General features: G+C 64.4%; 17 protein-coding genes. 10 read left to right on the top strand and 7 right to left on the bottom strand.

Annotation, left to right across the window (positions count from 1 at the left end):
• Positions 1-236: 236 nt before the first annotated feature.
• Both TQ38_RS13135 and TQ38_RS13140 read right to left on the bottom strand, forming a co-directional pair.
• Positions 237-1,154, bottom strand: coding sequence for a GGDEF domain-containing protein (locus TQ38_RS13135; protein WP_240197888.1), 918 nt, complete (start codon positions 1,152-1,154; stop codon positions 237-239).
• A gap of 324 nt (positions 1,155-1,478) precedes the next feature.
• On the bottom strand, positions 1,479-2,183 hold the full coding sequence (locus tag TQ38_RS13140; protein ID WP_082057517.1) for a helix-turn-helix domain-containing protein: 705 nt from the start codon (positions 2,181-2,183) through the stop codon (positions 1,479-1,481).
• Positions 2,184-2,412: 229 nt separating this feature from the next.
• Between TQ38_RS13140 and cobA the strand changes: the two genes are divergently transcribed.
• The 6 genes from cobA to TQ38_RS13170 all read left to right on the top strand — a co-directional run bounded on the left by cobA (position 2,413) and on the right by TQ38_RS13170 (position 7,817).
• The gene (gene cobA, locus TQ38_RS13145; protein WP_043971729.1) at positions 2,413-3,216 is read left to right on the top strand and encodes a uroporphyrinogen-III C-methyltransferase; all 804 of its coding nucleotides are present in this window, start codon (positions 2,413-2,415) and stop codon (positions 3,214-3,216) included.
• Positions 3,213-3,509, top strand: coding sequence for a DUF2849 domain-containing protein (locus TQ38_RS13150; RefSeq protein WP_043970998.1), 297 nt, complete (start codon positions 3,213-3,215; stop codon positions 3,507-3,509). The genes cobA and TQ38_RS13150 overlap by 4 nt, the downstream gene beginning before the upstream one ends.
• Complete coding sequence (locus TQ38_RS13155; RefSeq protein ID WP_043971000.1) at positions 3,509-5,143, top strand: nitrite/sulfite reductase; 1,635 nt, start codon at positions 3,509-3,511, stop codon at positions 5,141-5,143. Before TQ38_RS13150 ends, TQ38_RS13155 begins: the two co-directional genes overlap by 1 nt.
• Positions 5,136-5,582: a DUF934 domain-containing protein gene (locus tag TQ38_RS13160; RefSeq protein ID WP_043971002.1), complete on the top strand. Its 447-nt coding sequence runs from the start codon at positions 5,136-5,138 to the stop codon at positions 5,580-5,582. The genes TQ38_RS13155 and TQ38_RS13160 overlap by 8 nt, the downstream gene beginning before the upstream one ends.
• A gap of 24 nt (positions 5,583-5,606) precedes the next feature.
• Positions 5,607-6,440 (top strand): phosphoadenylyl-sulfate reductase, encoded by an 834-nt coding sequence (locus TQ38_RS13165; RefSeq protein WP_043971004.1) that lies wholly within the window; start codon positions 5,607-5,609, stop codon positions 6,438-6,440.
• A 180-nt stretch (positions 6,441-6,620) separates the two neighbouring features.
• Positions 6,621-7,817 carry an MFS transporter gene (locus TQ38_RS13170; RefSeq protein WP_043971006.1) on the top strand — a complete coding sequence of 399 codons (1,197 nt, stop codon included), beginning with the start codon at positions 6,621-6,623 and terminating at the stop codon, positions 7,815-7,817.
• 15 nt (positions 7,818-7,832) lie between these two features.
• Here the strand turns inward: TQ38_RS13170 and TQ38_RS13175 are convergent, their stop codons facing one another.
• Both TQ38_RS13175 and putA read right to left on the bottom strand, forming a co-directional pair.
• Entirely contained in the window at positions 7,833-8,369 is a 537-nt protein-coding gene (locus TQ38_RS13175; RefSeq protein ID WP_240197889.1) for a riboflavin biosynthesis protein RibD, read from the bottom strand.
• A gap of 194 nt (positions 8,370-8,563) precedes the next feature.
• The gene (gene putA, locus TQ38_RS13180; RefSeq protein WP_043971008.1) at positions 8,564-12,184 is read right to left on the bottom strand and encodes a trifunctional transcriptional regulator/proline dehydrogenase/L-glutamate gamma-semialdehyde dehydrogenase; all 3,621 of its coding nucleotides are present in this window, start codon (positions 12,182-12,184) and stop codon (positions 8,564-8,566) included.
• Positions 12,185-12,282: 98 nt separating this feature from the next.
• Here putA and TQ38_RS13185 point away from each other — a divergent pair, with 98 nt between their 5' ends.
• Complete coding sequence (locus tag TQ38_RS13185) at positions 12,283-12,753, top strand: Lrp/AsnC family transcriptional regulator (RefSeq protein WP_043971009.1); 471 nt, start codon at positions 12,283-12,285, stop codon at positions 12,751-12,753.
• A 98-nt stretch (positions 12,754-12,851) separates the two neighbouring features.
• Here the strand turns inward: TQ38_RS13185 and TQ38_RS13190 are convergent, their stop codons facing one another.
• The 3 genes from TQ38_RS13190 to fdhD form a co-directional block, all read right to left on the bottom strand.
• A complete protein-coding gene (locus TQ38_RS13190; RefSeq protein WP_043971010.1) occupies positions 12,852-13,550 on the bottom strand; it encodes a hypothetical protein in 699 nt (232 codons plus the stop codon).
• 6 nt (positions 13,551-13,556) lie between these two features.
• On the bottom strand, positions 13,557-14,768 hold the full coding sequence (locus TQ38_RS13195; protein ID WP_043971011.1) for a toxic anion resistance protein: 1,212 nt from the start codon (positions 14,766-14,768) through the stop codon (positions 13,557-13,559).
• Between the two features lie 90 nt (positions 14,769-14,858).
• A complete protein-coding gene (gene fdhD, locus TQ38_RS13200; RefSeq protein WP_043971012.1) occupies positions 14,859-15,692 on the bottom strand; it encodes a formate dehydrogenase accessory sulfurtransferase FdhD in 834 nt (277 codons plus the stop codon).
• 520 nt (positions 15,693-16,212) lie between these two features.
• Here fdhD and accD point away from each other — a divergent pair.
• Genes accD through accC form a run of 3 tightly spaced genes read left to right on the top strand, consistent with a single transcriptional unit; the run spans position 16,213 to position 18,873 of the window.
• Positions 16,213-17,061 carry an acetyl-CoA carboxylase, carboxyltransferase subunit beta gene (gene accD / locus TQ38_RS13205; protein ID WP_043971013.1) on the top strand — a complete coding sequence of 283 codons (849 nt, stop codon included), beginning with the start codon at positions 16,213-16,215 and terminating at the stop codon, positions 17,059-17,061.
• Positions 17,058-17,507: an acetyl-CoA carboxylase biotin carboxyl carrier protein gene (gene accB, locus TQ38_RS13210; protein WP_113941927.1), complete on the top strand. Its 450-nt coding sequence runs from the start codon at positions 17,058-17,060 to the stop codon at positions 17,505-17,507. Before accD ends, accB begins: the two co-directional genes overlap by 4 nt.
• Positions 17,508-17,520: 13 nt before the next feature.
• Positions 17,521-18,873, top strand: a complete 1,353-nt coding sequence (gene accC, locus TQ38_RS13215; RefSeq protein ID WP_043971015.1) for an acetyl-CoA carboxylase biotin carboxylase subunit — start codon at positions 17,521-17,523, stop codon at positions 18,871-18,873.
• Positions 18,874-18,981: the final 108 nt, after the last annotated feature.

Consider the following 18,981-nt stretch of genomic DNA (forward strand, 5'->3'; position numbering starts at 1 on the left):
CATATCATCCCGGAGTCAGGAAACCTGCCACGCTGCGACGAAGTTCATCGGAAAAACAGCCAGAGCAGAAGAATGACCGGAATGGGAATGCCGATAAGCCACAAGAGAATTCCCTTACCCATTTTCTTTCTCCATTATCTATAAATGGAGAATTGCCCATCGCCCCCAATGTTCCCTTGGAAAATAGGGCGGTAGCGCACGCATCCTACTTACGGGATACGAACGAGGTGCGCCGGTCACCCTACCGCAAGGCGTACCGGCTTTTCCATTTCCAGCCGGTTCCGCCCCTTGGCCTTGGCCACGAACAGCGCCATCTCGGCGCGCTCTATGGTGGAATCGAGACTGGTGCCAATCCGCGCGACGCTGGCGCTGGCGGTCATTGCGAAGTGACTGGTGCCGACCTTCTGCTTCAGTTCCGCCAATGTCGTCACCACCCGGCGGCAGATGCCTTCCGCCTCGGCTGCGGTTACGCGCGGCAAGATCACCGCAAAACGCTCGGAGCCGATGCGTGAGATTATGTCCTCGGTACGCAACATCTCTCGCAGGAGGTCGGAGAAGACGGTCAGCACTTCGTCGCCCACGCTCTGGCCGTATTGCATGTTGATGGTGCGAAAGAAGTCGATGCTGAAAAGCGCCAAGCAGCCGTCGATGCCGGCCTCCATCATGTGCTCCAGCATCGAGATGAAGGCGGTGCGATTGGTGAGCCCGGTCAGCGGATCGGTGTATGTCGCCGTAAACAGCCGTTCGCTCAGCGAGCGCAGTTCATCGACATTCCGCATGACACCCAGCACGCCGTAAGGCGCGCCGTCATGACGCAGCAGTGCGCGCAGGCGGATTTCGAACCAGCGTCGGCGCTCGTCATTGCCCAGGGCGGGGAATTCGATCCAGTCGATGTCCTCACCCGCCATGGCGCGGGCATGGGCCCGGGCTACCTGCTGCTTGGCTTCAGGCGCGACCAGGTCGAGCAGGTGCGGCCCCACCAGCGCAATTGCCTCGCGCCCGGCTTCGCTGCCTGGCACCCGGATTCCAAGGTCGGCGATCGCGGAGGTTGCGTGGACGATGAAGCCTTTGGGGTCGGTCTTTAGAATGACGTCGGTCGCACTCTCGGCCAGCATGCCGTAGAGGACGGAGCTTTCCTGAAATGTGAAATTCATGCCCATGCCGACTGCGTCCCGAATGCCATGCCCACTACGATTCGATAAAGTTCGGGCCGTATCGGCCATCACCAGATTGCAATTCCATCCGATAGTTTTTCAACAAACAGATCAGGATCACAATTCTCCGATGAATTTCGAACTCAACACCTTAAATAAAGCGCAATTAGTTCTATTAGCTAACTAGATTGCACTTTATCTATTCTTATCAAGATGTTTACCATCGATTAAGGATGGCGTGAATATGGAAATTCAAAGGCGAGCATTGAATTAAGGTTAATGGCAACTGGGACGAGGAATTGGGGTTGAATCAGCCTGAGCCGGTCAAAGCTCGATCATGATGCGGACCTTGTCCGGGGTCGTCTCCACAGCGGCGGCAATTTGCTCGCGGCAGCGTGATATAAGATCGGAAAGGCCTGGCACGGTACGGCTCGGGCGCAAATCCGCGCTCTCCACGCCAAGCGCTTCAGCTATCGCCTCGATGCGGTCTTCGATCGGGCGGGCACGGCCCTGCTCCCAGGCCCAGACGGTCGGCTTGCTGACGCCAAGCCGATTGGCCAGTTCCCCCTGTGTAAGCCCGCGCAACTTGCGCAGCCGGTGCAACCGCTCCCCCAAGCTCTCGCCCCCGATCGCGGAAGGCCCTGCGGGAGAAGGCGGCGGCGCCACACCCAGTTCGCCCTGCACGGCGCTGCGCAGCTTCGCCGCGCTGAGCGTTGCAGCGGGAATTGGCGCATCGAAAGCGCAGCCATAAAGCCGCCCGCTCGACCAAATCACCCGCGCGCGCGCCTGGGGCGCCTCGGGAAGCTCCAGTTCGATCGATTCGCCGATCTCCAGTGAGACCTGGCTTTCGAGCAGGACGCCGCCTTCGGAAAAGTTGTGGATCGTCACAGATGTTTCGACGCCCGATTCGAGTGCGCCCTGCGTCGTAAGAAGCAGCCTGCGCCGCTCGGGACGCGGTCGCCCTTCTGATTCTTCGCCGAAATAGCCGTCGCTGGCCGTGTTTATTTCGAAATGGGCCGCAATCGGCATTAGTACCGCCTCCTTGGGTTGCATAAATGTCCACTCGTGCGGTTAAGATTTGGTTAGCACGCAGCTTAATGAAGCTCCCGAGTCGCAGAAAAACGCGCTTTTTTGTCCCTACCGCCAGTTTGTCCCACTGCGATGCCTTTCGGTGACGCAGCGGCTATAAAGTTGCCCTTAGCCCTTCGAAAGTCATTCTGGCTGGCGCAGGGCGGGAATGATCGCCATCTGCGCCACCATGGTATCGAATTCCGACTCCGGTGGCCGCGTCTTGAATGAGCGCAAGGGCCCAATTGGCAAAGTATGGCTCGTCGGCGCGGGCCCGGGCGATCCCGACCTGCTGACACTGCGCGCCGCCCGGCTGCTGCTGAGCGCGGGCCTGGTCGTGCACGATGGACTGGTCGATCCTTCGATCCTGGCAATGGCCCGCCCCAGCGCCCGCCTCGTCTCGGTCGCCAAGAGCCGGTCGCGCCACACCATGAAGCAGGAGGAGATCAACGCCCTCCTCGTGCGCGAGGCTCTTGCCGGGCACGACGTCGTGCGCCTCAAGGGCGGCGACCCCTTTATCTTCGGGCGCGGCGGGGAAGAAGCCGAAGCCTGCAAGGCCGCCGGCGTGCCGGTGGAAGTTGTGCCCGGCATCACCTCTGCGCTGGGCGCTGCCGCCGCTGCGCAGATCCCGCTGACCCACCGCGACCACGCCTCGATCGTTACTTTCGTGGCCGGCCAGTGCAAGGGCCTCTCGGATCAGGACTGGTCCGGCCTTGCCGGCAAGGGGCGCACTCTGGTAATTTTCATGGGCGTTGCCACCGCAGGCGACATCTCGGACAAGCTGATGGCCGACGGCCTCGCCCCCGACGTGCCAGTCGCCGTGGTGGAGAAGGCCACGCGCAATGACATGCGCGTACTGCGCGGGCCGCTCGCCGGTCTTGCCGGCCTTGTCGAAAGCGAGAGGGTGCAAAGCCCGGCGCTTATCGTTATCGGGCACGTCGCCGCTGAAGCGGACAACACCATTCGCGCACTCGCGCTGGAGGCAGTACAGTGAAAATCCTGACGGGCAACGACCTGAAGTCCGGCGCCGTCATCTGGTGGACCGGCGTGGGCTGGTCTCTCGATGTGAACGACAGTGCCGACGTGGCCGATAGCGGCGCCGCGCTCATCGCGCGCGAGGAAGGCGTCCAGAACGTCTTTGCAGCTTATGTGGTGGACGGCGTGAAGGACGAAACGGGCGTGCGCCCCGCACATATCAAGGAGCGCATCCGCGCGCTTGGTCCCACCGTGCGCCTCGACCTGACGCTCAAGCCCTCCGACCCCCAAGCCGTGAACTGGGTGATCTGATGTACAAATATGACGAATACGACCAGCAGATGGTCGACACGCGCGTCGCCGAATTCCGCGACCAGGTCCGCCGCCGCATCTCGGGCGAGCTGACCGAGGACCAGTTCAAGCCGCTGCGCCTGCAGAACGGGCTGTACCTCCAGCTCCACGCCTACATGCTGCGCGTCGCCGTGCCTTACGGCACGCTCAACTCGGTGCAGATGCGCCTGCTGGGCGACATCGCCGACAAGTACGACCGGGGCTATGGCCACTTCACCACCCGCCAGAACATCCAGTACAACTGGATCAAGCTGGACGAGACGCCCGACATTCTGGCCGAGCTTGCCACGGTGGAAATGCATGCCATCCAGACCAGCGGCAACTGCATCCGCAACATCAGCTCGGACCAGTTCGCCGGCGCCGCTGCCGACGAAATAATCGACCCGCGCCCGTACGCCGAACTGCTGCGTCAGTGGTCCAGCTTCCACCCGGAATTTCTGGTCCTGCCGCGCAAGTTCAAGATCTGTGTCATCGCGTCCGAGACGGACCGTGCGGCGATGCGCCTGCACGACATCGGCATCAAGATGGTGAAGAACGATGCCGGCGAGATCGGCGCTCAGTTCTACGCCGGTGGCGGCATGGGCCGCACCCCCATGATCGCGCCGATGATCCGCGACTTCGTGCCGCTGGACCAGCTCATCACGTTCGCGGAGGCGTGCCTGCGCGTCTACAACCGCTACGGCCGCCGCGACAACAAGTACAAGGCGCGCATCAAGATCCTCGTTCACGAACTGGGCCGCGACGAATATGTGCGCCAGGTCGAGGAAGAGTTCGCCCACCTGCTTACCCAGCCGATCGAGCCCCTGCTCGCCGAGCTGGAGCGCATCAAGGCGCACTTCACCGACCCCGCATTCGATGCCGGCGCATCCGATGATCTGGACTTGTCCGATCCCGATTTCCGCCTCTGGGTGCAGCGTAACACGCAGGCCCACAAACAGCCGGGCTACATCGTCGCCACGATCAGCCTCAAGCCCATCGGCGGCATCCCCGGCGATGCCTCGGCCGACCAGATTCGCCTGATGGCGGACCTGGGCCGCGACCATTCCTTCGACGAACTGCGCGTCACCCATGCGCAGAACATCGTCCTGCCGCATGTGAAGAAGGCCGACCTCTACACCGTGTGGAAGGCCCTCGACGAAGCCGGCCTTGCCACCCCGAACCTCGACACCGTGGGCGACATCATCGCCTGCCCTGGCCTCGACTATTGCAGCCTCGCCAATGCGCGCTCGATCCCGCTGGCGCAGAAGATTTCGCAGCGCTTCGCCTCGCCCGAACGGCAGGCCCAGATCGGCGAGCTGAAGCTAAAGATCTCGGGCTGCATCAACGCCTGCGGCCACCACCATGCCGGCCACATCGGCATCCTGGGCGTCGACAAGAAGGGCGTCGAAAACTACCAGCTCTCCTTCGGCGGCAGCGAAGGCGCGGACACTTCACTCGCCAAGATCACCGGTCCCGGCTTCGACGAGGACGGCGTGGTCGATGCGGTCGAAAAGGCCACCGATGTCTACCTCGCCAACAAGCAGGGCGAGGAGCGCTTCCTCGACACCTATCGCCGTATCGGCATGGATCCGTTCAAGGAGGCCATCTATGGTTGAAGTTCAGTTCCGCTTCCGTGACGACGAAGCCGTCAACGATGCCGCTGTCACCGTGGATGCCTTCGTTGCCGACGGCTTCGCCCAGACCAACGCCACCGCAGTGCGCATCGAACCGGGCGACGATGCCCGCGCCCTGCTGCCGCAGTTGGACCGCCTGGCGCTGATCGAGGTGAACTTCCCGGCCTGGACCGACGGGCGCGGCTATTCGTCGGCTCGCCTCCTGCGCGAAGCCGGATACACCGGCGAGATGCGCGCCGTGGGCGATGTGGTGATCGACATGCTTGGCCACCTGCAGCGCTGCGGCTTCGATGCCTTCGCGCCCGACAAGGCGCTCAACCCCGACGATGCGAAGAACGCCTTCGCCCGCTGGGACAATGTCTACCAGGCTACCGTCGTGGACGGTCGCCAGGCGATCTGGGCGAAGCGTCACCCCGCTTGAGAGCCCGGCAGAAGGGATAACCCAATGCTCCGTACCGAAGCTGAGAACGGCCGCGCCGATATCCGGGCGCGCGACCGTATCGACACCGGCCCTCGTTTCGCCGAGGCGGATGCGGTGCGCCTCAACCGCCTATTCCGTGGCAGCGACACGAGCGAGATGCTCGAGACGCTGATCAAGGAGCGCATGGCGGGCGAAGTGGCGATCGTGTCCAGCTTCGGTGCGGAAAGCGCGGTGCTGCTGCACCTCATCGCGCAAGTGGACCCCGCCGTGCCGGTTCTCTTCCTGGAAACCGGCAAGCACTTCCCCGAAACGCTCGCTTACCGCGATCTTCTGATCGCGCGCCTTGGCCTTCGTGACTTGCGCAATCTAGTGCCGGACGAATCCGAGATCGCCAAGAAGGACGAGAATGGCCTGCGCTGGTCGTGGGACCCCGACGGCTGCTGCGAAATCCGCAAGGTCAAGCCGCTGGCCAAGGCCCTCGCCGGCTTCGACGCTTCGTTCTCGGGCCGCAAATCGTTTCAGGCCGCCACCCGTTCGAGCCTGCCGCGCTTTGAAATCGATACGACGGACACTCAGGGCCGCCTGAAGATCAACCCTCTGATCGATTGGGCACCCGAGCGCCTTGCCGCCTATATCGAAGAGCATGACCTTCCTGCGCACCCGCTGGTGGCTGAAGGATATCCCTCGATCGGCTGCATGCCCTGCACCAGCAAGGTCGCAGCGGGCGAGGACCCGCGTTCCGGCCGCTGGAAGGGCTGGGACAAGACCGAATGCGGCATCCACGTCCCCGGCCAGGAAGACGGCACGGGCGGCACTGGTGCCGGCGAACTGCCTCCCGGCTTCGACCCTGTGTTCTGAAATTGGCGACGCCCTGGCCTTCCTACTCCCATGCGGGCGGGCAAGACCGGGGCACTGCCGCAACTCTTTCCCGGCAGGGCGATTGCCCAAACCGGTTTTTGCAATGCGATAAACGCAAGGGCTTGATGCTTTCGCGATGGGTAGCCTTAATTGGCATCTGGCCCTATTTTGCAATGCAACATGGCCAATCATTCACAAACCAAACACGTACATCCCGCGCTTGTAACCCTGGCGCTGGCGATGGGTGCGTTCGCTATCGGCACTACCGAATTCGCAGCGATGAGCCTTGTGCCCTTCTTCGCCCGCGATCTGGGCTTGAGCGAACCCGAAGCGGGTCATGCGATCAGCGCCTATGCGCTGGGCGTGGTGGTCGGGGCGCCGGTCATCGCCGTGCTGGCGGCCAAGATCGAGCGCCGTAAGCTGCTGATTGCCCTGATGGCAATCTTCGCCATCGGTAACGGCATTTCGGCAATGGCCGCAAGTTATCCGCTGCTGCTGGTGTGCCGCTTCGTCAGCGGCCTGCCCCACGGCGCCTATTTCGGCATCGCCGCGCTGGTCGCCGCCTCGATGGTGCCAGCCAACAAGCGCGCGCAGTCAGTGGCGATGGTCATGTCCGGGTTGACCGTGGCGACCATCATCGGCGTGCCGGTGGCGAACTTCCTCGGGCAGGAACTGGGTTGGCGCAGCGGCTTCGCGGTGGTTTCGGTCCTCGCGGTCATCACGATGGCTCTCGTCGCCCTCTATGCGCCCGTCCAGCATGCCGATGCATCGGCAAGCCCCTTGCGCGAACTGGGCGCGCTGCGCCGTCCGCAAGTGCTGCTGACGCTGTTGACCGGCGCCATCGGCTTCGGCGGACTATTTTGCGTTTACACCTACGTCGCCTCGACCATGATCGAAGTGACCGGCGTGTCCGAACGCCTTGTTCCGGCGGTGCTGGCGATCTTCGGCGTCGGCATGACAGCCGGCAACCTGTTCTGGGCCTGGGTCGCCGACCGCGCCCAGACCAAGGCAGCCATTGCCGCGCTGCTGTTCAGCGCGGTGTCGCTGGCGCTGTTTTCGCTTCTGGCGGGCAATATCTGGACACTGAGCCTGGTGGTCCTGCTGATCGGCTTCAGCGGCGGCCTGGGCACGATCCTGCAGACTCGCCTCATGGACGTGGCCGGCGACGCGCAGGCGCTGGCGGCTGCGGCACACCACAGCGCCTTCAATATGGCCAATGCGCTGGGTCCATGGCTTGGCGGCCTGGCGATCAGCGCCGGTTACGGCCTGACTTCGACGGGGTGGATCGGATCGGGTCTGGCGCTGGGCGGTCTCGCGATCTTCCTGGTGACGATCTCGCTCCACAAACGCGAGACGCTGCAGGCCGTGCCTGCCTAAGCGGCAAGCCCAGGCTCAGGCGCCGATACGCTTTTCCAGATGCATGTGGACGGCGTCGGGCGTCGTCTCCATCTCGGAAACGAAGTAGTTCTCTACCGGGATATCGTCCTCGAACAACGCAGAGCCGTGCCCCAGAGTTCGCGCGGTCATGCGCAGCCATATCTCGTCCGCTTCGCCGGTGCGCATGGCAGCTTTGAGGGCGCTCGCCTCGCCCACCACCAGAACCGCGCGGTCGTCCGCGGCGTCCCTTGCTGCGGCGAAAGCGGCGGCATAGCTACCGAGAAAACGCAGACCCGGCGGTCCATTGACCGGTACGCTGGCGACTGGAGTGTCGGTGACCACGAAAACAGGGGTCTGCGCCGCGTAGGCTTCTCCGATCCAACTGGGATCGCCGGACAGGTCGAACGAGCGTCGGCTCATCACCACTGCCCCGCATACATCGCCAAGACGGCCCGATAGCCCTGAGCCTTGCAAGTCGCCGGTACGCATGACGCTGCGGCCGCGTGCATCGGCCCAAAACCCGTCAAGGCTGGTGGCGGCGTCGATGATCATTCTGCCCATCCTACAACTCCAGCCTGCTATGTCCTCCCCGCGTTCGGTAATGAAACGCAGCGAAGCGGCAATGAAGCAACAGCAAAAGTGACCACCAGTTGCATCCAGTCCGTTGGACGGGGCCTTATTTGCGGCGGTGCGACCGGGCATAATCTAGGACCCAAGGCGTTTTTCGCAATTACGCCAGAGGCTTGTCAGCCGATCATCATCAGGCTGGCATTTCCCCCCGCAGCGGTTGTGTTGATAGAGGTCGAGACCTCTTCCAGCAGCCAGGCGCCGCTCGGCCCGAAGCCCTGATGCGGGTTTTCGGGTTCCCACAGGTGCACCGGCACGATCGGTCCGGCCAGTGCGGCAACCGATTCGCAGGCCCCGCGCACGGCGGCTGCATCGCCCTCGGCGAGACATGCCGCGAAAGGCTCTGCCGGGTCGGCAGCGAACCGGGCGGCGATCTCGGCCGGCAGTGCAAGGGGCAATTCCATGCCCTCTACCGAGCCCCGGTTGCCCGTCGCCAGCACGGCAGCGATCTGGCCAAACAGCCCCTCGCGGGTCGCTGGGAGCAGCAGGATGCAGCCGCGCGGATGGAGCGCATAGAGGTTGCGTTCCCCCACCGGACCGGAAAGTTCCCGTATCGTCCCCAGCGCCGAGCACCCGCCCAGCGTACGAGCGGCATCGGCAGCAGCGTGTTCGCCCTGCGCTTCCAGCCACTGCACGAAGGAGGTGAGCAGCGCCGGAGCCGTTTCGGCAGCGGGCAGTGCGGCCGGCGGCAACTTGACAAGCCGCCCAAGGTACAGGGGCCCGCCCGCCTTGGGACCTGTGCCCGAAAGCCCCCGCCCGCCGAACGGCTGGACGCCGACGATGGCGCCGATGGTGTTGCGGTTGACGTAAAGGTTGCCCGCGCGGACCTGCGAGGTCACCCGCGCGACCGTCTCGTCGAGGCGGGTATGCAGGCCGAACGTCAGGCCATATCCGGTGGCGTTGATGGTCTCGATCAGCTTGCCCAGATCATCGCGGCGGAATCGCACGACGTGCAGGACGGGCCCGAAAACCTCACGCTCCAGTTGGTCAATGCTGCCGATCTCGATGATGGTCGGGGCGACGAACGCGCCCGATCCAGCCTCCGTGCCCAGCGCCACCTGCTCGACCTTGCAGCCTTTGGCGCGCATCGCGACGATGTGTCGCTCGATGTTTGCCTGCGCCTCGGCGCTGATGACAGGGCCAATGTCGACGGCGAGACGATCCGGGTTGCCTACCCGCAATTGCGCAAGCGCCCCCTTGAGCATCGTCAGCGTACGGTCGGCGACCTCTTCCTGAAGGCACAGCACCCGCAGCGCCGAGCAGCGCTGGCCGGCGCTGTCGAAGGCCGAGGCGATAACGTCCGCCACCACCTGTTCGGCCAGTGCGGAGCTGTCGACGATCATCGCGTTCTGGCCGCCGGTTTCGGCGACCAGCGGGATCGGGCGGCCTTCGGACGAAAGCCGCCCGGCGAGCTGACGCTGGATCAGCCGCGCGACGTCGGTCGAGCCGGTGAACATCACTGCGGCTACTTGCGGCGCGGCGACCAGCGCGGCGCCCAGTTCGCCTGCTCCCGGCATCAGTTGCAGCGCATCGCCGGGTACGCCCGCCTCATGAAGGATACGTACTGCTTCGGCGGCGATCAGCGGGGTCTCCTCGGCGGGCTTGGCCAGCACCGGGTTGCCCGCGACCAGCGCGGCGGCGACCTGCCCGGCGAAGATCGCCAGCGGGAAGTTCCACGGACTGATGCAGACCACCGGCCCCAGCGGCGCATGCTCAGGCCCGAGGGTGTCTTCGGCCTGCCGAGCGTAATACCTCAGGAAGTCGATCGCCTCACGCACTTCGGCAATGGCGTTGGCGGCAGATTTCCCCGCTTCGCGAATGGCCAGCCCCATGAGCGCGCCCATACGGTCCTGCATGATGTCAGCGGCGCGGGCGAGGATCGCAGCGCGATTGGCAACCGGCACCAGCGGCCATGCGCTGGCGGCAGCGCGGGCTACGGCTGCTGCGGCGTCCTCGGGCGCGATCTCGATGACGGTGCCGACGATGTCGCCATGGTCGGCGGGGTTGCGAACCGGCACGCCCAGACCCTCTGCCCCTTCGGGAAGCGCGCGCCAGTCTGCCTGAGCAGATGCATCGAGCGCCTGCGACAGCGCGGCCAGCGCGATCTCATCGGTCAGGTCGATACCGGCGGAGTTCGCACGGCCCACGTAAAGATCGGCCGGAAGCGCGATAAGGTCGTGCCGCGCGCCGGGATGGGGCATGCCGCGCACGACGTCGACCGGATCGGCAACCATTTCGGCAACCGGCACCGCCGGGTCAGCGATGCGGTTGACGAACGACGAATTCGCCCCGTTCTCCAGCAATCGCCGCACGAGGTAGGCCAGCAGCGTCTCGTGCGTGCCGACGGGCGCGTAGATGCGGCAGGGGCGGTTCAGTTTATCCGGCCCGACGACCTGCGAATAGAGCGGTTCGCCCATGCCGTGCAGGCATTGAAACTCATACTTGCCCACCGCGAAGTCCGGACCGGCAAGCTGGTAGATCGTCGCCAGCGTCTGCGCATTGTGAGTGGCGAACTGAGGGAACACCGCGTCCGGCGCCGCCAGCAACTTTTTCGCGCAGGCAACATAGGCGACGTCGGTATGGACCTTGCGGGTATAGACCGGGAAATCGGCAAGGCCGTCGACCTGCGCGCGCTTGATCTCGGCATCCCAGTAGGCGCCCTTGACGAGGCGGACCATGATCCGGCGCTCTGCGCGGCGGGCAAGGTCGACGATCCAGTCGATCACCATCGGGCAGCGCTTGCCGTAAGCCTGGATCACGAACCCAAGCCCGTTCCATCCGGCAAGCGCCGGATCGAACGCCAGGCTTTCCAGCAGGTCGAGCGAGAGTTCGAGCCGGTCGGCTTCCTCGGCGTCGATATTGAAGCCGATGTCGTAGCCCTTGGCCATCACCGCCAGCGCCTGCACCATCGGCAGAAGCTCGTCCATGACCCGTTCGCCTTGCGCGCGGGCATAGCGCGGGTGCAGCGCCGAGAGCTTGATCGAGATGCCCGGCCCCTCGTAGATGCCGCGCCCGGCCGACGCCTTGCCGATGGCATGGATGGCATTTTCGTAGTCTGCGTAATAGCGCGCCGCGTCCGCCGCCGTGGTCGCCGCCTCGCCCAGCATGTCGTAGCTGTAGCGAAAACCCTTGGCCTCCAGATCGCGCGCTCGCTTGAGGGCCTCGGAAATCGTTTCGCCGGTGACGAACTGTTCGCCCATCATCCGCATCGCCAGATCGACGCCGCGCCGGATCACCGGCTCCCCGGCCCGCGCGATCAGGCGGGTAAGCGCCGCGCCCAAGCCCCGGTCGTCTACAGAGCCGACCAGCTTTCCGGTTACCACCAACCCCCAGGTGGCGGCGTTGACGAACAGCGACTTGCCGCCGCCCAGGTGCCCGCTCCAGTCCCCGCCCGAAATCTTGTCGCGGATCAGGGCGTCGCGAGTGGCGTGATCAGGGATGCGCAGCAGCGCTTCGCCAAGGCACATGAGCGCCACGCCTTCCTGGCTGGAAAGCGCATATTCCTGCACCAGACCTTCCACCCCGGTGCCCTTGTGATTGACGCGCAGGGTCGTGACCAGATGGGTTGCGGTCTGGCGCACTGCCGCGCGCATCGGCTCTGACAGGCTTGCCGCGTCCAGCAGCGGGGCAAGGCATGCCGCCTCGTCCCGGCGGCGCGCTTCTGCGATGGTCCGCCGCAGGGGCGACAGTTCGCGAATGGCTGGGGCGAAAGCGGCGAAGGGTGCGGGCGAAGTGCTCATGGCGAAAATCTAACCGATTCGCGCTTGTCGGTCTGCCTTTTCAATGCCACCGATATATCAATATCGACTTATTTATAGAACCTATCAGGGCAATCTGCATGACAAAAGCCACAGATCCGGTCGAACTGGACGAGCTTGATCGCAAGATCATAGCCGTTCTGCGCGCCGACGGGCGGATCACGGTGACGGACCTCGCCAAAGCGGTCGGCATGTCGAAAACGCCCTGTCAGGTACGCCTGCGGCGGCTGATCGAAAACAGTGTGATCCGGGGCTTCAAGGCGGTGGTCGATCCGGTGAGCCTGGGGCTGGATCATGTCGCTTTCGCCGAGGTCAAGCTGTCCGACACCCGCGAAAGCGCGCTGACGGAGTTCAACCGCGCCGTTCGCCGCATCCCCGAAGTTGAGGAATGCCACATGATCGCCAGCAGCTTCGACTACCTGCTCAAAGTGCGCACTGCGGACATCCGCCGGTATCGCATGGTGCTGGGTGAGAAGATTTCCAGCCTGCCGCATGTCGCCAGCACTTCAACGTTCGTGGCGATGGAAACGGTAAAGGACGCCAGCAGTTGACCGCTCGGCGTCACATTCTGGTCGCGCGCGAGCGGGAGGTTGCGAGCAATGATGGCTTTCACACGGGCGCCGCTCCTACCCACCGCTACGGCGATCACCTAGTGCGAGTCGAGGTACTTAACCTCGAGGAAGCGGCGGCGGGTCGCCAGCGCGTCGATGTCGCCCTGCGAGAGGTCCTCGCTCATCGCCTCGATCTGGTCGGCGATGACGGAAAGCCCCTCGACCAGTTGCTCCGAAGGACTGGTGCCGCCCGCCCCCGTCTTGCCGCGAAGGGCAGCGGGGATGCGGGTGTAGCTTTCGACCATCGAGGGCAGGTGCTCGGCCAGCAGCTTGCGGACTTCATGTGCGGCGGGTCCGCGCTCGTCCAGCACGGCGAGTTGCGGGGCCAGTTGTTCGAGACGGACGCCGATCATGTCCACCGCATCGACGGCGGCATTGGGCAGCGCGCGGCGCTTGCCTTCCAGCCACAGCTCGGTCGACCCGGCCAGTTCGATCAGGCTGGCACTGTTCAGATCCTCGACGTGCGTGCGTGGGCTCGCCGGATAGATCGACAGCACGGCGAACACCGCTGCGCCCAGAAGGAGCGTCAGCAGCGTTGCCGTGAACGACACACCGCCCAAAGCCAATGCCGCTACCAGCCCGGCGATGTAGATGCCCGCCATCGCCAGGAACGCGCGGCGCAGACGGCGGCCGCGATGCCGCCATTGCTCCTTGCGGGCATTGTAGAGCCGGATCGAACGCTGCCGCCGGGCGGCGCGCACGATCTCCTGGGAAACGCGTGCCGGAACCTGTGCCATAGCCAGTTAGTCCAAAGCCTCCAGCAGCGACTTGGCCGCTGCGCCGTCGCCCTGGGTCAACCCTTCGGACTGTCCTTGCGCGCGGGCGATGTAGGCTTTGGATTTGCCGACTTCGCCTTCGAGCGCAGTGACCGTCTGCTTCATCGAATCGAGTGCCTTCAGCTTGAAGGTATCGATCGAATCCATCGTGTCGTAGATGTTCTGGAAGGCCCGGCTCAACGTCTCCAGCGGGATCGTCGAATTTGCCGCCTGCTCGTGGATGCGCGCGGTGTTGTCCTTCAGCATCTGGCCGGTGGCGTCGATGATGCTGGCGGTGGTGGTGTTGAGCGCGGTAATCTGTTCCAGCACCAGCTTTTGATTGGCCATCGCCTGCGCCACCGTCACGGCGGTGCGCAGCGCGCCGACGGTGGTGGTCGAAGCGCGGTCGACGCCTTTCACCAGTTCGACGTTGTTCTTCTTCACAAGGTCGAGCGCAAGATAGCCCTGAACCGACACCGCAAGCTGCGTCAGCAGGTCCTGCGTGCGCTGGCGCACATAGAACAGCGCGGATTCGCGAAGCGCCTTGGCCTTCGCCGGATCGCTATGGTCAAGGTCGTCGGCCTTTTCCTCCAGCGCGGTGTCTAGCGCGCGGGACATGAAGATCATCTGCTCCAGCTTGCCCAGCGCGGCCCAGAGGTTCTGGCGTTCCACGTCGATGGCGGCATTGTCCATCAGCAGTTCGTCCTTACCGCCCTGAAGCCGGGCCAGGATGGCACTGATGTGGCTTTGCGAGCTGGCGTAGCTATCGAAATAGTTGCGCAGTTTGCTGCCGAAAGGGATCACCCCGAACAGCTTGCGCGGCGCCATCAGGTTGCCCTGGCGGCTAGGGTCGAGCGCCTCCACCGTGCGGCGCAGTTCGGCCAGATCGGCGCCTACGCCCTCGTCCTTGCCCATCGCGCGTACCGGGCGATCGAGGAAGCGGTTGGAATGGCCCGAAGCCTCTGCGATTTCCTTGCGGCCCATGCTGGTCAGCTGGTCGACCCGGCGGCCAAACTCGGGCGAGCTGGCGTCCTGCGAGACGAGATCCGCGACGAATTCCTCGACGCGTACCTGCAACTTGGACTTTGCCTCATCGGCCACCGGCACCAGTCCTGCGGCCCGCTCGGGCTGGACGGTCGGCACCGGATCGGGCGGCGTGAGCTTGAGTTCGCCTGCAGTGTCGGTGGCGGTGGTTGCCATTGTAAGCCTAATCCTCGTGAAAAACCCGGATGGTGCGAAACTTATGTGCCCGCCCGCGCGACTACAAGGAAAACCGGACCATCCGGCGCCTCACTCCTCGACGAACGACGGACCGGGATCGACGATGAGCATCGAATCGTCGCGGGCCACGACCGCCAGCGCCAGCCCGGCCGCTCGGGCACGGCGCACGGCAAGGTCGGTGGGGGCGGAAATCGTCACCAGCAGCGGGCACCCGGCGCGCACGGCCTTTTCAACCAGCTCGTAGGAACAGCGCGATGTCATGATGATAAAGCCCTGGCCCGCGTCGATACCGGCCCGCGCAAGCGCGCCAACCAGCTTGTCGAGCGCGTTGTGCCGGCCCACGTCCTCTCGCAGCAGGAGGACGCGGCCCTCCTCGTCGCAAAAGGCGGCGGCGTGGGTAGCGCGGGTGCAGCTACCCAGCGCCTGCCCTTCGCGCATGGCATCCAGTCCGCGCTTGATTGCCTGCGGTTTCGCCTCGGACCGGCGCGCCAGCATAGGCAAGGGGCGCAGTGCGGCCTCTACGCCCTCGATCCCGCAGATGCCGCAGGAACTGTCCCCCACTCGCCGCCGTGCGCGTTCGAGGATCGGGCCGAGGCGTTCAGCCGGAAGGTTGACGCGGGCGACATAGCCTGTCCCCCACTCTCCATTTTCGGCGGCATGGAACGCGATATCGCCGACCTCGCCCACCAAAGCCAGCCCCTCGGCCATAAGGAAACCGGTGACGAAATCTGCGAGGTCGATCGGGGTTGCCATCATCACTGCGTAAGCGATGCCGTTGGTTTCGATGGCGATTGGCGCCTCTACCGGGACAGACAGGGCGACCTGCTTGCCCGCCGCTTCGGTATAGTCACTGCGCTGCGCAGTGATCGCGGCGGCGCCGATGGTCTGCGTATCGTCCAGCATCCGCGCTCCTGTGGTGCCGGGTCCATGTCGGGTGAGGTGCGTCCAATGGCAAGGTGTTGCGGTGACCGGCAGAAGTCTTTCGACAGGCCAAGGATGGGCGGGGTTACCGTAAAGTCGCCTTTCCCTGAAATCCGCCCAAGCTGAGCAAGGGGAAGACCTGTCCCGCCGACGAATTTCCACAGCCTGTCTCACCCCAGCGGCCAAGCTCTGAATGTATCCAATACACAAAATATATAGGCAACATTATCATATTTAGAGCGATTATACATCCAATTATGCTCCCCGCATCACCCCGGCGCTACGCCCCGGCGATGTCCCTGCACCCGACTTCCCCACAGCCAAGGCCATTTTGCCTTGCGACCTTCACGAGGATTCCTCTAATGGGCGCGCCTCGTTCTGGCACCGGCACCTTGGGAAATAGGCAACCGGGTCGCCTGCCGGACGTGTTCGAGACGCGGCCCGACGAGGGTATTGGCCGAATCTCGTCGCCCTTTTTCTGCAGGATTGGTACGAAACCGTAATGAGTTGGCTCGACAAGGTCCGCAATTCGCTCTCCAGCCTGGCGAAGAGCGACACCCCGGACACCCTCTGGATGAAGTGCCCCAGCTGCGGCGAAATGCTGTTCGCCAAGGACTTCGAGGCCAATCTTTCCGTGTGCACCAAGTGCGAGCATCACGGCCGCATCGGCGCGAAAGCGCGCTTCGACCAGTTGCTCGATGCCGGCTATACCGTTCTGGCCGCCCCCAAGGTGCCTGAGAACCCGCTGAATTTCCGCGATACCAAGAAGTATCCCGATCGCCTCAAGGCCGCCCGTGCCGCCAATCCCTATCCCGATGCGCTGACCAATGCGCTTGGTACGATCGAGGGCGCGAAGGCTGTGCTGGGCGTGCAGGACTTCAAGTTCATGGGCGGCTCGATGGGTATGGCCGTGGGCGAAGCCTTCGTGGCCGGCGTCAACACCGCCATCGCCGAGAACTGCGCCTACGTCATCTGCACTGCTGCCGGCGGCGCGCGTATGCAGGAGGGCATCCTGTCCCTCATGCAGATGCCCAAGACCACCGTGGCCACCCGCCGGCTTGCCGCGGCCGGCCTGCCCTATATCGTCGTCCTGACCGATCCCACCACCGGCGGCGTCACTGCCAGCTACGCCATGCTTGGCGACGTGCAGATCGCGGAACCCGGCGCATTGATCGGCTTTGCCGGCCAGCGCGTGATCCAGGACACGATCCGAGAAAAACTCCCCGACGGCTTCCAGCGCGCCGAGTACCTCCATGCCCACGGCATGGTCGACATGGTGGTCCACCGCAAGGACCTCAAAGGCACGCTGGCCATGCTGCTCGGATATCTTGCACGAAAGGAAGTCGCGTGAATATCGATAGCGCCCTGGTTCGCGAGCTTGCCGAACTACTGGCCGAAACCGGCCTGTCCGAAATCGAGGTCGAGGACGGCGAGCGCAAGATCCGCGTCTCGCGCCAGATGATCCAGCAGATGGCGGCGGCTCCCGCCTTCGCCGCTGCGCCGCTGGCCGCTGCCGCTCCGGCTGCCCCCGTCGCTGCCGAAGCCGCGCCTGCCGCTGCTCCCATCGACGCGGTCAAGTCGCCGATGGTCGGCACCGTATACCTCGCCGCAGAGCCGGGCGCCGCCGATTTCATCTCGGTGGGCAAGGCCGTGAAACAGGGCGACGTCCTGCTAATCGTCGAGGCCATGAAGGTCATGAACCAGATCATCGCGCCCAAGTCGGGCACCGTGACGGCCATACTCGTCGACAACCAGCAGCCGGTCGAATACGACCAGCCGCTCGTCGTGATCGGCTGAGAACGGGACTGACATGGCCATCAAGCGCCTCCTGATTGCCAATCGCGGCGAAATCGCACTGCGCATCCACCGCGCCGCGCGCGAGATGGGCATCGAGACCGTCGCGGTCCACTCGACCGCAGACGCCGATGCTATGCACGTGCGTCTGGCAGACCACGCGGTCTGCATCGGCCCGCCCGCCGCAAAGGACAGCTACCTCAACGTCGCCGCGATCATCTCGGCGGCCGAGATCACGCAGGCCGACGCGATCCATCCTGGCTACGGGTTCCTTTCGGAAAACGCCCGCTTCGCCGAGATCGTCGAGGCGCATGGCCTGGCCTGGGTCGGACCCAAGCCCGAGCACATCCGCACGATGGGCGACAAGGTAGAGGCCAAGCGCACCGCAGGCGCGCTGGGCTTGCCGCTGGTCCCCGGCTCCGACGGCGCGATCGAGGACTTTGGCGAAGCGCGCGCGCTGGCCGAGGTCATCGGCTATCCGGTCATCATCAAGGCGGCATCGGGCGGCGGCGGACGCGGCATGAAGGTCGTGAACAGCGCCGAAGAACTCGAAAGCCAGATGGGCCAGGCCCGTTCGGAGGCGAAGGCCGCCTTCGGCGACGCCACCGTCTACATGGAAAAGTACCTCGGCAACCCGCGCCACATCGAATTCCAGATCTTCGGTGACGGCAAGGGTAACGCGGTTCATCTGGGTGAGCGCGACTGCTCGCTCCAGCGCCGCCACCAGAAGGTGCTGGAAGAAGCGCCCTCGCCGGTCATCACGCCCGCCGAGCGCGACCGCATGGGCGGGATCGTGGCGAAGGCCATGGCCAACATGGCCTATCGCGGCGCCGGCACCATCGAGTTCCTCTGGGAAAACGGTGAGTTCTACTTCATCGAGATGAACACCCGCCTGCAGGTGGAGCATCCGGTGACCGAGGCGATCACCGGCGTCGACCTGGTACGCGAACAGATACGCATCGCCGACGGTCAGGACCTTGCGTTCACGCAGGACCAGATCGAGTTCAAGGGCCACGCCATCGAGTGCCGCATCAACGCGGAAGACCCGTGGAACTTCACCCCCTCGCCGGGGCAGGTCACGGGCTATCACGCAGCGGGCGGCCTGAACGTGCGCGTCGATTCGGGGCTCTACACCGGCTACCGCATCCCGCCGTACTACGATTCGATGATCGGCAAGCTGATCGTCTCGGGCCGCAGCCGCAACGGCGCTATCATGCGCCTGAAGCGCGCGCTGGAGGAGATGGTGATCGACGGGGTCAAGACCTCGATCCCGCTGCACCAGGCCCTGCTGGAAGACCCGGAGTTCAAGACCGGCGACTACACGATCAAGTGGCTGGAAGACTGGCTCGCCAAGCGCGCTGCTGGTTGAAAGAAAGGTATGGGGCAGGCACCGCGCCTGCCCCAACTGTCACCCTGAACTTGTTTCAGGGTCCATCGTGCCGATCAGGCGGCCGTGTGAACGGCGAAATGGATCCTG

Origin of the sequence: Novosphingobium sp. P6W (assembly GCF_000876675.2) — a bacterium.
Classification (GTDB): Bacteria; Pseudomonadota; Alphaproteobacteria; order Sphingomonadales; family Sphingomonadaceae; genus Novosphingobium.